The sequence below is a fragment of the Falsihalocynthiibacter arcticus genome (genome assembly GCF_000812665.2).
In the GTDB taxonomy this organism is placed as follows: domain Bacteria; phylum Pseudomonadota; class Alphaproteobacteria; order Rhodobacterales; family Rhodobacteraceae; genus Falsihalocynthiibacter; species Falsihalocynthiibacter arcticus.
In genome coordinates this window covers 60,425-72,697 of sequence record NZ_CP014327.1, presented here as the reverse complement: position 1 = coordinate 72,697, position 12,273 = coordinate 60,425, and the positions used below count along the sequence as shown (strand labels likewise).

Below are 12,273 nucleotides of genomic sequence, written 5' to 3'. Positions count from 1 at the left end.
ACGAACTCTAGGTGTTCGCCGTGCCTCTGACCAGCGGATTTGCGCGTCTAGGCGCGGTCATCCTTGGGCGAACCAATCACTACATAAGTTGTGATCGAATGCACCTGCGGTAGGGTGCCCAATTTCTCGGTGTGGAGCACTTTATAACTCGCCAGATCTTTGGTTTCGACCCGCAGGAGGTATTCAATCGTTCCGGTCACATTGTGACATTCCCGCACTTCGTCGACCTTCGAAATCGAGCGCTCAAAGGCTTCCTGACTGGTCTTGGAATGATCATTGAGGCCGACGCCAATATAGGCCGTGAACCCCGCGCCAATGGCCGTTTGATCAATGGTGGCCCGATAGCCCGTAATGACGCCCCGCCGTTCAAGGTCTTGGACGCGTCGCAAGCAGGCGCTGGGCGAAAGGCCGACTTTCTGTGCGAGGTCAAGATTGCTGATCCGACCATTTATAGAAAGTTCGCGCAATATCTTTTGGTTAATGGGGCTAGAATCTATCATATGTTGTGAATATTATGTCATTTTTGCAAATTTAGCAATCACATGTCTCGTCTGATGTGCAATATCTTGCGAATGGATATAGAAAACATCAAACCCCTCATGGTCTTTGCCTTCGTTATGTCGGTGACACCGGGGCCGAATAACCTGATGCTGATGGCGTCTGGCGCGAATTTTGGCCTCTTGCGCACGGTGCCTCATATGCTTGGCGTTGGGTTTGGCTTTGTCTTCATGGCGGTTCTTCTGGGCATGGGACTTATGCAGGTCTTTGACGTTTTTCCCGAAATGTTGACAGTTTTTAAAGTTTTGGCAGCCGTCTATATGGCCTATTTGGCTTATAAAATTGCAACGGCCCGCCCCCCAAAGGAGCAGGCGGCAAAGGGCCACCCGATGCGTTTTTACCAAGCGGTTTTGTTTCAATGGGTGAACCCGAAGGCCATCGGCATGGCGATCTCTGCGATGTCGCTTTATGCGGCGGACCAGACTTTGGCATCTGTTCTATTAGTAGGCCTTATATTTGGCTGCGTAAATCTGCCGTCCGTCAGCCTTTGGGCGATTATGGGCGTGCAAATGCAAAAAGTTTTAACCAACCCAAGCCGCATGCGCGTGTTCAACGGCATCATGGCGTTCTTGCTTTTGTTATCGGTCATTCCGGTTTTGAGGGCCAACTTATAACTCAACAGTTGGGCACGTTCACCGCGAGGCCACCAAGCGAGGTTTCTTTATACTTCTCGTGCATATCCTCGCCTGTTTGACGCATGGTTTCGATAACGGAATCAAGCGGAACAAGATGGTGCCCGTCGCCACGAAGGGCCAGAGAAGCCGCCGACACCGCTTTGATCGCGCCCAGCCCGTTGCGCTCGATACACGGCACTTGAACAAGACCCCTGATCGGATCGCAGGTCATGCCCAAATGATGCTCCAGCGCAATTTCCGCGGCATTTTCGACTTGCTCGGGTGTACCCCCCATAGCTGCAGCAAGGCCCGCCGCCGCCATCGCTGCCGCCGAACCAACCTCGGCCTGACATCCGCATTCCGCACCCGAAATCGAGGCGTTATGTTTGACCAGCCCGCCAATAGCCGCCGCCGTCAGGAGGAAGTCGGGAATCTGTGAGGGCGAGGCGTTGGGGACAAAATCGAGCCAGTAGCGCAATGTTGCGGGAAGCACGCCCGACGCGCCGTTGGTCGGGGCGGTCACGACTTGGCCACCGGCGGCGTTTTCCTCATTTACTGCCATCGCAAAGCAACTCATCCAGTCGTTGATGGTATGCGGCGCACTTAGGTTGAGGCCGCGCTCCGCCAGCAAGCTTTCGTGGATCGCTTTTGCGCGTCGTCGTACCGACAAGCCACCGGGGAGGATGCCATCGGTGGCGAGGCCACGGGTGATGCAATCGTTCATGACGTCCCAAAGGCGCAGGATGTCTTTGTCCAAATCCGCCGAGGTTTTGCGCGCGTGTTCATTGGCGCGTTTTAGGTCGGCAATGGATTTACCCGAAGCGCGGCACATATCAAGCATCTCGACGGCCGTTTGGAACGGGAAGGGGATCGGTTCGCCCGGATCGGTGTTTTTGCCCGCTGCAAGTTCGGCCTCGGTCATCACAAAGCCGCCGCCGACGGAGTAGTAAACATCGCGCAGAATGACGTCGCCTTGGGCGTCAGTGGCCATCAGGATCATGCCGTTCGCATGGCCCGAAAGCACAGTGTCGTAGTCGAATTTGAGGTCAGTTGTTGGATCAAAAGCAAGCGGCAGGAGACCCTCGTTTGTAATCGTTTTAGTCGCGTGAATTTGCGCCAAGATTTCCTCGGCTTTTACCGCGTCATAGGCCTCAGGTGTGAAACCCGCGAGGCCGAGAATGGTGGCGCGATCAGTGGCGTGGCCTACTCCGGTGAAGGCGAGCGAACCGTGCAGGGAGGCGCGTAAACCATGAGCCTTGAAGGGCGACCCTTTGAGACGCTCAAGGAAATGCGCGGCGGCGACCATGGGCCCCATTGTATGGCTTGAGCTAGGGCCGATACCGATTTTAAACATGTCGAAAACGGAGAGAAACATCATGGCCTCGCGTGAAAAGTTTCCTATAGGAAACACGCGCGGGGACGGGTGCAAGGGCGCATGCGACACTGTTTGCGCTAAAGGCGGCGAAACCCGTGCATATTTTCGGCAATTGCCTCTCGCCGTGCCGCGTGAGGTTTTGTATAAACACCCCAACTTATAAGGAGTCGCATTATGTCTGGAGAACTTTCCCCCATCGATAAGGCCAAATTCGTCGCCGCCAAACGGGCCGTCGAATATGTCGAGGACGGGATGCGCGTTGGCATGGGCACGGGCTCAACTGCGGCGTGGATGGTGCGGTGTTTGGGCGAGATGGTGCGTGAGGAGGGGCTGAATATTACGGCCGTTCCCACATCGACTCGCACCGCTGAATTGGCCCGCAGCGTGGGCATCAAAGTTGTGTCCTTGGACGAGGCCAAATGGCTGGACGTTACGATCGACGGCGCGGATGAATATGACGGTAACCTCAATTTGATCAAAGGCGGCGGTGGCGCTTTGTTGCAAGAAAAGATTGTGGCCACCGCGAGCGATCAGATGGTCGTTATTGCGGATATTTCCAAGCAAGTTGAGACCCTTGGCGCGTTTCCTTTGCCCGTTGAAGTGATCCCCTTTGGCTGGCAAACCAGCAAGGCGTTGATCGAAGAGACCCTTATTGGCCTTGATGTTTTGGGGCGCACGACCAGCCTTCGGATGAATGGCGATGCGGCCTTTTTGACCGATGAGGGGAACTATATTCTGGACCTCCATTTGCACCGGATCGGCAATGCACGCCAGATGAGCCTGGTGCTCAATCAGATCCCAGGTGTTGTGGAAAACGGGCTGTTTGTTGATATTTGTGACGTAGTTGTGATCGGCTATGGGGATGGAAAAGTCGAAGTGCGCGATATAAATAATGGAACAGTTGAGGAGTCCCGTCTTGATTTCGTCGAGAGTGACAACCTTTTTGCGGATCTAGAGGACTAAATTATGAAATTCGACTTTGATCTATTCGTCATCGGTGGCGGAAGCGGAGGCGTGCGCGCCGCGAGACTTGCATCGACCGAGGGTGGCGCCCGCGTTGGTTTGGCCGAAGAATACCGTCTGGGGGGCACCTGTGTGATCCGCGGATGCGTGCCGAAAAAACTGATGGTTTACGCGAGTGAATACAAAGATCTTATGGTCGACGCCGCCCACTATGGTTGGGACGTTTCGGTTGGCGATTTCGATTGGCACACGTTTCATCCCCATTTGACACGCGAGTTGAATCGCCTTGAAGGCATTTACGGCTCGATTTTGGACAACAATAACGTTCAGCGTTTCAATGCCCGCGCCGAACTTGTGGATGCGCATACGGTGAAATTATCGACGGGCGAACAATTTACCGCCAAGCATATTCTGGTGGCTGTTGGGGGCCGTCCCTTTACGCCCAAATTCTCTGGGTCCGAGCACACGATCACTTCGAATGAAATCTTCCTGTGGGACGATTTACCGAAGTCGGTTTTGATTGTTGGCGGTGGGTTTATTGCCTGCGAGTTTGCCTGCATCCTTAAGGGGATGGGCGTCGAAGTCACACAATATTATCGTGGTGAGCAAATCCTGCGCGGCTTTGATCGTGAGGCGACTGATGTGATCGCCAGCGAGATGATCACCAAGGGGATCGACCTACAACTGGGCGAGAATGTGGAAAGTATTCTTAAAACAGATACGGGGCTTCAGGTGACGTCTACTTGTGGTCAAGTGGTTGAATTTGATCAAGTTATCTACGCTACAGGGCGGGTGCCCAATACAACGGGTATGGGCCTTGAGGCGGCAGGCGTTACGCTCGGCGGCAAGGGGGAAATCCTTGTTGATGACTATTCGCAATCCAACATTCCATCGATCTTTGCCGTGGGCGATGTGACCGACCGCATCAATCTTACCCCCGTCGCCATCCGCGAAGGCGCGGCGTTTGTGGATACGGTTTTCCATGGCAATCCAACCAAGCCTGACCACGATTTGGTGGCTTCGGCCGTCTTTACCCAGCCGGAGTTTGGTACCGTTGGCATGACCGAAGATGAGGCCGCGAAAACCGGCGCGGTTGAAGTCTACACCACGAGTTTCCGCCCCATGCAGACGCTTTTTGCGGGGCGTCAGAACAAAGCCTTTATGAAATTAATAGTTTCCGTTGAGACCCGCGTTGTTTTGGGCTGTCACATTGTGGGCCCGAGCGCGGGCGAAATGATCCAAATGGTCGGAATTGCAGTAAAAATGGGTGCGACGAAGGAAGATTTTGATCGCACATGTGCGGTGCATCCTGTCATGGCCGAAGAATTGGTGACAATGAAAACGCCAACACGCGTTGTTCCTGCCGCCTCTAAGGTGGCAATGCCTTGAAATTTCGGTTAGAAGCCGCATCTAAGTAAGTAGCATAGTTAATTCAGACGTTAGGAAGCTTTATGGCGGGAAATAATGGCGGCCCTTGGGGTGGCGGAGGCGGCGACGATGGTGGCGATAAAGATAATCGTCCCAATAACGGCGGTGGACGTAAACCCGGACAAGACGGACCCCAACTCCCCGAACTTGAGGAATTGGTAAAAAAGGGGCAAGAACAGCTTCGCGTTTTGATGGGCGGTCGCGGCGGCGGTGGTCGCAGCAATGGCGGTTCTGGTGGCGGCGAAGGTCAGGGACCTGCCCTCAACGGCACAACGATTGCAATTGGTGGCCTTGTGGCGCTGGGCCTTTGGGCTTTTGCTTCGTTTTACACCGTCAAACCAGAAGAGCAGTCTGTAGAATTGTTCCTTGGGAAGTATTATTCAACCGGCGAGCCAGGCCTGAATTTTGCGCCATGGCCTTTTGTGACCAAAGAAATTCTAACCGTTTCGCGCGAGCAAATCGTGGAAATCGGGAGCGGAGCGCGCGACGGGTTGATGCTCACGGGCGACGAAAATATCGTCGATATCGACTTCCAAGTGGTTTGGAATATCAATGATCCGGCAAAATATCTGTTCAACTTGCGCGACCCCGAAGCGACCATTCTTGCGGTATCTGAATCGGCGATGCGCGAAGTTATTGCCCAATCCAACTTGTCACCGATTCTGAATCGGGATCGCGGGTTGATTGCCGATACTGTGAAAGCATTGGTTCAAGACACTTTGAATTCATACGATGCGGGCATCAATGTCGTGCGGGTGAACTTCAAAAAAGCCGATCCTCCCCAAGAGGTTATCGAAGCTTTCCGCGATGTGCAGGCAGCCTCGCAAGAGCGTGATAAGCTTGAGAAACAAGCGGATGCTTATGCCAATAAAGCTTTGGCGGGCGCACGCGGGGAAGCGGCACAGGTTCTTGAAGAATCCGAGGCTTACCGTGCTCAAGTTGTCAACCAAGCCGAGGGTGAAGCTAGCCGGTTCCTATCGATTTTGGCTGAATTCCGCAAAGCCCCAGAAGTGACGCGCAAACGTCTTTATCTTGAGACAATGGAGCGTGTTTTGGGCCGTGTAGACAAAGTGATTATCGACGGCGACTCAGGGGGGCAGGGTGTTGTGCCTTATCTTCCGCTCAACGAGTTGCGTAAATCCGGAGGGACAGAATAATGAAAAAGACAGCATATATTCTGCCCGTTGCCGTGGCGGCGCTCGCTCTTGCCTATCTTTCGATTTTCATCGTGGACGAAAAAGAAAAGGCCTTGGTCCTTCAGTTTGGTCAGGTGAAAGCCATCAAGGAAGAGCCGGGTCTCGCGTTTAAAATTCCGTTTATTCAAGAGGTTGTCTACTATGATGACCGTATCTTGAGCCGGGATGTTGAAGCCTTGGAAGTCACGCCGCTAGATGATCGCCGGTTGATCGTTGACGCCTTTGCGCGGTATCGGATCACAGACGTGGAACGGTTCCGTCGGGCCGTCGGTGCGGGTGGTGAACGGGCTGGTGAAGCGCGTTTGGATTCAATCCTCGTTTCAATAATTCGCGAAGTCTTGGGGGGCGTAACGTCTAACGATATTCTCTCTGCGGATCGGATTGCGTTAATGTCGGAAATTCGTGCTGGCGCCGTTTTCGAAGCTCAAACCTTGGGTCTTGAAGTGGTTGATGTACGTTTGAAACGCACAGATTTACCGCAAGCAAACCAAGGGGCAACTTTTGATCGGATGCGCGCAGAACGCGAGCGGGAAGCCACCGACGAGCGTGCGCGCGGGAATGAGGCGGCACAACGTGTGCGGGCTCTCGCAGATCGTACCGTGGTTGAATTGGTTTCGGATGCGAAACGCCAGTCCGAGATTATTCGCGGTGAAGCCGATGCCAAACGCAACGGAATTTTTGCGACGGCCTATGGGTCGGATCAAGATTTCTTTGAATTCTATCGCTCGCTAACGGCGTATGAACGTGCGTTCCAGGCGGGAAATTCTTCGATGGTGTTGTCACCTGACAGTGAGTTTTTCAAATTCATGCGGTCGTCTACCGGTGAAGTCCCCGCGAAATAGGGGCGCTATCGCACTGCATTCTGGGCCCATGTTTCGCGACATGGGCCCTTTTTTTGTTGGTGGAGGCGAGGCTTTCGCGTGGCGAGGTATCTCGAAACCATCCCTTGAAAAAAAAGGAATCAGCCACACCTTCAAATCAATGCTAACATCGCAATCACATTCATTTGTGCGTTCGCGATTTGAATCTTGGTTACAAGTCCGCGTGTAGAGTTAAAGTAATTGCAAGGAATACGGCAACAAAGTGCTGGATACAGTGTCGCCGCAGGATGATATGTAAAATAGGAGCTTAAAGTGAAATCTTTGGCAGTTTCAATTGATCGAGACGTAGAACAGAAATCAAACATGGTGAGGGCGGCCTTGTTCGCAACATTGGCATTGGTTCTGTTTCTCGCACAGAGCATGGTCGCGTTCGCACGCGGTGCGCCCGAAAGTTTTGCGGATCTCGCAGAATCCATTAGCCCGTCCGTGGTGAACATAACAACCTCAACGACCATTGCACGCGCCACTCAACCGGGTCCTGTCGTGCCGGAAGGCTCCCCGTTTGAGGACTACTTTCGCGACTTTTTGGATCGTCGTGAAGGGGGCGGGGATCAACCTCAGCGCAGCCAAGCTTTGGGATCGGGTTTTGTGATTTCCGAGGATGGTTTTATCGTCACGAACAATCACGTGATTGACGGGGCGGACGAAATCATGATCGAATTTTTCACGGGTGAGGAATATCCCGCCCGTTTGATTGGCCGTGATCCCAATACGGACATTGCGCTTCTGAAAGTTGAGAGTGACACACCATTACCATTTGTGGTTTTTGGTGACAGTGACAATGCACGTGTCGGCGACTGGGTCATGGCCGTTGGCAATCCGTTGGGACAGGGTTTTTCGGTTTCCGCAGGGATTATTTCAGCGCGCAACCGGGCGCTTTCTGGTAGCTATGACGATTATATCCAGACCGACGCGGCGATTAACCGTGGCAACTCTGGTGGTCCCTTGTTCAATATGGACGGCGATGTTGTGGGCGTGAATACGGCCATTCTGTCGCCCAATGGCGGCTCCATCGGGATTGGTTTTTCGATGTCATCGGCGGTTGTCAGCAAAGTTGTAAATCAGTTGCAAGAGTTCGGTGAAACCCGTCGTGGATGGCTGGGTGTGCGCATTCAGGATATCGATTCGGATGTGGCCGAGGCGCTTGGACTTCCTGACGCGACGGGTGCTTTGGTGACGGATGTTCCTGAGGGTCCTTCGGCTGATGCAGGTGTCAAAGCTGGAGACGTGATTACATCTTTCGATGGAGTCGAGGTTGAGGATACCCGTGCATTGGTGCGCCGCGTTGGAGAAACGGAAGTTGGTAAAGCGGTTGATATGGAAGTGTTCCGTGAGGGTGAAGCAAAGACGCTCACGATCACTTTGGGACGTCGCGAAACTGCAGAAGGAAATGGCGATACTGTCGTGCCGTCCCCTGAGGCTCAAGATCCCGTTGAGATGGAAATTCTTGGCGTTACTTTGACTGAGCTTACGGATGAGGTGCGCGAGGCACTTGAATTGCCAAACAGCGTCAATGGTTTGCTCGTGAAAGGCATCGACGAAACCAGTGAAGCCTTTGAAAAAGGTTTGCGGGCGGGGGATGTGATCTCGGAGGCAGGCCAGCAAGCCGTGAATTCGCTTCAAGACCTTGAAGACCAAATTGAAGATGCCAAAGATGCAGGGCGCAAATCCTTGCTTCTTCTTGTGCGTCGTGACGGTGAGCCGCGCTATATGGCGGTGAACTTGTCATAATTTTCGGATCACAAGGGTCTGATCTCGGGGCGTCGCATGAAAATGCGGCGCCTTTTTCAGTCTAGGATGTAGTTTGACAAGCCAAGTTGCTGGGCCGCTTCGAGTGAGACGATAGAGCTGTTGAGCCCCTGAATTTTTTGGTATTTTCGAACGGATTGGCGGGTCGGCGAATCCATTTCACCGTTGATTGGTCCCGCGTAATACCCGCGCACGCTTAAGGCGCGTTGAAGGTTGAGGATGAAATCCTCACCGATAGTCTCCGAGCAGGGTGTCTCAAACCAGATTTCATCCCGCTGGCGGGTGATCTCTTGGCGGGTTTCGACGCGATAGATCGCAGGTTTCGCAATCGTTCCACTCGCATCGACCTCTTCGGGTTCAACGAGAAATTTCTCGGTGGTTGTTTGGATGGTTGCAGGCGTTTCGTCGCGCGCCCAACAGCTTCCCTCGCGGGCATTTGGCGGAGCGCTGGCTTGGCTGACAGCGAGCTCGGGCTCACTCAGACTCGCCACGTGGACGCCCTTGTCAACGCAAGCGGACAGGCCAAACGCCGCACTCAATAGCACGGCGGTCGCACGAAAATACCCGGGTTTCGGGTTGGTCATATTGATTTTGCTCATTCTGCTCTTCTCTGCGGCGGATCTTTTGCCCACCTGCAGGCGCAATCTTAGCGCGGTTTGAGCGACGCGAGAACCCGTGTCGACGTGGTTTGTGGCGCAGGTTGCACCGTTGCATCAGCGCGCAGCAGATCGTCGAGCATATAAGAGATGTCCTCCACCACTTCGGCGACCACATGAATGACGGTATTTTCCCGCTGAATGCGCCCCGTGACGCGCAACAAACGCCCCGCCACCACCGCGCGACGATAGCGTTCGTAGATATTCTGCCAGACCACGATATTGGAAACGCCCGTCTCGTCCTCCAGCGTTAAAAAGATCACGCCTTTGGCGGTTCCGGGCCGTTGGCGCACCAAAACAAGCCCCGCAACAGCCACCCGCGCCCCCGCAGGCGGCTCCTCTAGACGCGCGTGCGGCAAGCAGGCCGGAGGGCGCGGCCATGTACTGGGTTGAAAATGGGGGGCGGGGCTAAATATCTGCATGAGAACAAATATAGAACATTCGCGAAATTTAACAAGTGTTCGTGAGCCAGCGGCAAAAGAGGGTGGCGCAGAGCAGGCACCTTAGATATTCACGTCCCCAACTGTTAAAGGAAAAGGTACATGGCCAAAATAACATACATCGAGCACAACGGCAAAAAACACGAAGTGGAGGTGGCCAATGGGCTATCTGTCATGGAAGGTGCGCGCGACAATAACATTCCCGGAATCGAAGCCGATTGCGGCGGCGCTTGTGCCTGTTCCACATGCCACGTTTACGTGGACGAAGCATGGTTAGAAAAAATCCCAGGCAAAGACGCGATGGAAGAAGACATGTTGGATTTCGCCTTTCAGCCAAACCCCACGACCTCCCGCCTGACCTGTCAGATCAAAGTGACGGACGCTTTGGACGGGCTTGTGGTGCAAATGCCAGAAAAACAAATCTAATGGTCAGGGGCGCGCTCTTTGCACTGGCTTTTGTGGTGACACCTGCTTCGGCGGATGTAATCACCAAAGCCGAATATAGCGCCCCAACACAGCGCTATGATCACGGTATTCTTGGGGATTCCACGGAATACGGCGCGCTTGTTCTAACGATGTTTTCGGGCAAAAAAATGCGCCTCACTTTGCCCGAGGACCACGTGTTCGAAGATATCGCGCCCCGACTCGTGGATGTCGATAACGACGGTGCGCCCGAAGTTGTGGTTATTGAAACCGATATGCATAAGGGGGCTGCTTTGGCCATTTATGACGCGTCGGGCAAAGTGGCCGAAACGCCGCATATCGGTCGCACGCACCGTTGGCTTGCCCCCATTGGCGGTGCTGATTTAGATGGGGATGGCCTCGTTGAACTGGCCTATATCGACCGCCCCCATTTGGCGCGAGTGCTTACGATCTGGCGCTTCCAAGATGGCGCATTGCATCCCGTTGCGACGCGCGAAGGTCTTACCAACCACAGCATCGGCCAAGACTATATTTCAGGTGGCATTCGCGACTGTGGCGATGGTCCCGAGATGATCACGGCCACGAGCGACTGGTCGCAAATTGCAGCTTCGACTTTGGTGGGGGGCCGCATCGAAAGCCATGTATTGGGCCCGAATTCGGGCGCCAATTCTTTTTCAAATACAATGAACTGCCGCGATTAACTAAAGCGCGCGATACCCAATATCGCGGCGGCAGAACCCTTCTGGCCAATCAATCTGATCCACCATTTTGTAGGCCCGTTCCTGTGCTTCTTTGAGGCTGGCCCCGCGAGCGGTGACGTTCAACACACGTCCGCCATTGGCCGTAATTTTGCCGTCAATCTCTTTGGTTCCCGCATGGAAGGTCATGTTCATGCTGTCTTCGTTCAGGGATTTGAGGTCGCGAATTTCGGACCCTTTTGCATAGGCATTCGGATAGCCATTGGCAGCCAAAACCACCGTCAAAGCGTGATCGTCGGCCCAGTTGACCTGTGCTTTGTCGAGTTCACCGCGCGCACAGGCGAGCAATAAATCGAGAGCTTGAGCCCCCAAGCGCATCATTAAAACCTGACATTCAGGATCGCCAAAGCGGGCATTGTATTCCACGAGACGCGGCTGGCCATCTTCAATCATGAAGCCCGCGTAAAGCACACCTTGATAGGGCATGCCGCGCTTCGCCATTTCGGCGACTGTGGGCTTGATGATCTCGTCCATGGCTTTTTGCGTTACGGCGTCGGTCATCACAGGAGCAGGAGAATAAGCGCCCATGCCACCGGTGTTGGGGCCTGTGTCGCCTTCGCCCACGCGCTTGTGGTCTTGGGCCGTGCCTATGGGCAAAACATTTTCGCCATCGCAAAGGATAAACCAGCTGGCTTCCTCGCCCGTCATAAATTCCTCAATCACAACTTCCGCACCTGCCGCGCCAAACTCGCCTCCGAACATGTCGTCAATGGCGGCAAGGGCCTCAGCTTCGGTCATGGCAACGATGACGCCTTTTCCTGCGGCTAAACCGTCGGCTTTGACCACGATTGGTGCGCCTTGTTCCCGGATATATGCTTTCGCGGCCTCGGCTTCGGTGAAATGCGCATAGGACGCAGTAGGAGCGCCGGAGGCCGCGCAGATTTCCTTGGTGAAGTTTTTTGACGCTTCAAGTTGCGCCGCTTTTGCCGAGGGGCCAAAACACAAAATTCCCGCATTGCGCAGATCGTCGGCAACGCCAAGGGCAAGCGGTGCTTCGGGGCCGATTACCACGAAATCAATGGCGTTTTGCTCAGCAAATGTCACAACTTCGGCGCCGTCACAGGGATCAATCGCGGCGCATTCGGCCATTTGTGCAATGCCTGCATTTCCGGGCGCAACGATCAACCGATCACACTTGGGGTTTTGTTTTATCGCCCATGCCAGTGCATGCTCGCGCCCACCGCTGCCTAAAATCAAAATGTTCATTGCGTCCCCCGCTTGGCCTTTGTTAC

General features: G+C 54.1%; 13 protein-coding genes. 8 read left to right on the top strand and 5 right to left on the bottom strand.

The window, feature by feature from the left end:
- Positions 1-47: 47 nt before the first annotated feature.
- A complete protein-coding gene (locus tag RC74_RS00365) occupies positions 48-500 on the bottom strand; it encodes an Lrp/AsnC family transcriptional regulator (protein WP_039002598.1) in 453 nt (150 codons plus the stop codon).
- Positions 501-542: 42 nt separating this feature from the next.
- Here RC74_RS00365 and RC74_RS00360 point away from each other — a divergent pair, with 42 nt between their 5' ends.
- Positions 543-1,172, top strand: coding sequence for a LysE family translocator (locus RC74_RS00360; RefSeq protein ID WP_236940001.1), 630 nt, complete (start codon positions 543-545; stop codon positions 1,170-1,172).
- A gap of 1 nt (position 1,173) precedes the next feature.
- Here the strand turns inward: RC74_RS00360 and RC74_RS00355 are convergent, their stop codons facing one another.
- Positions 1,174-2,547, bottom strand: coding sequence for an L-serine ammonia-lyase (locus tag RC74_RS00355; protein ID WP_039002624.1), 1,374 nt, complete (start codon positions 2,545-2,547; stop codon positions 1,174-1,176).
- 174 nt (positions 2,548-2,721) lie between these two features.
- On the opposite strand from RC74_RS00355, the gene rpiA reads away from it, so the two are divergent.
- The 5 genes from rpiA to RC74_RS00325 all read left to right on the top strand — a co-directional run bounded on the left by rpiA (position 2,722) and on the right by RC74_RS00325 (position 8,746).
- Complete coding sequence (rpiA, locus tag RC74_RS00350; RefSeq protein WP_039002597.1) at positions 2,722-3,510, top strand: ribose-5-phosphate isomerase RpiA; 789 nt, start codon at positions 2,722-2,724, stop codon at positions 3,508-3,510.
- A 3-nt stretch (positions 3,511-3,513) separates the two neighbouring features.
- Positions 3,514-4,899, top strand: coding sequence for a glutathione-disulfide reductase (gor, locus tag RC74_RS00345; RefSeq protein WP_039002596.1), 1,386 nt, complete (start codon positions 3,514-3,516; stop codon positions 4,897-4,899).
- A gap of 62 nt (positions 4,900-4,961) precedes the next feature.
- On the top strand, positions 4,962-6,095 hold the full coding sequence (gene hflK, locus RC74_RS00340) for an FtsH protease activity modulator HflK (protein WP_039002595.1): 1,134 nt from the start codon (positions 4,962-4,964) through the stop codon (positions 6,093-6,095).
- Entirely contained in the window at positions 6,095-6,976 is an 882-nt protein-coding gene (gene hflC, locus RC74_RS00335; RefSeq protein ID WP_039002594.1) for a protease modulator HflC, read from the top strand. Before hflK ends, hflC begins: the two co-directional genes overlap by 1 nt.
- 342 nt (positions 6,977-7,318) lie before the next feature.
- Positions 7,319-8,746, top strand: coding sequence for a DegQ family serine endoprotease (locus RC74_RS00325; protein ID WP_039002623.1), 1,428 nt, complete (start codon positions 7,319-7,321; stop codon positions 8,744-8,746).
- A gap of 56 nt (positions 8,747-8,802) precedes the next feature.
- Here RC74_RS00325 and RC74_RS00320 read toward each other — a convergent pair whose 3' ends face one another.
- Together RC74_RS00320 and RC74_RS00315 are read right to left on the bottom strand one after the other, a co-directional pair.
- Positions 8,803-9,363, bottom strand: a complete 561-nt coding sequence (locus RC74_RS00320) for a peptidoglycan-binding domain-containing protein (RefSeq protein ID WP_082802145.1) — start codon at positions 9,361-9,363, stop codon at positions 8,803-8,805.
- A 47-nt stretch (positions 9,364-9,410) separates the two neighbouring features.
- Positions 9,411-9,842, bottom strand: a complete 432-nt coding sequence (locus tag RC74_RS00315; RefSeq protein ID WP_052274868.1) for an OB-fold nucleic acid binding domain-containing protein — start codon at positions 9,840-9,842, stop codon at positions 9,411-9,413.
- 120 nt (positions 9,843-9,962) lie between these two features.
- On the opposite strand from RC74_RS00315, the gene RC74_RS00310 reads away from it, so the two are divergent.
- A complete protein-coding gene (locus RC74_RS00310) occupies positions 9,963-10,286 on the top strand; it encodes a 2Fe-2S iron-sulfur cluster-binding protein (RefSeq protein WP_039002592.1) in 324 nt (107 codons plus the stop codon).
- A complete protein-coding gene (locus tag RC74_RS00305) occupies positions 10,286-10,984 on the top strand; it encodes an FG-GAP repeat domain-containing protein (RefSeq protein ID WP_039002590.1) in 699 nt (232 codons plus the stop codon). The genes RC74_RS00310 and RC74_RS00305 overlap by 1 nt, the downstream gene beginning before the upstream one ends.
- On the opposite strand, the gene purD is transcribed toward RC74_RS00305, so the two are convergent.
- Positions 10,985-12,247: a phosphoribosylamine--glycine ligase gene (purD, locus tag RC74_RS00300; RefSeq protein WP_039002620.1), complete on the bottom strand. Its 1,263-nt coding sequence runs from the start codon at positions 12,245-12,247 to the stop codon at positions 10,985-10,987.
- Positions 12,248-12,273: the final 26 nt, after the last annotated feature.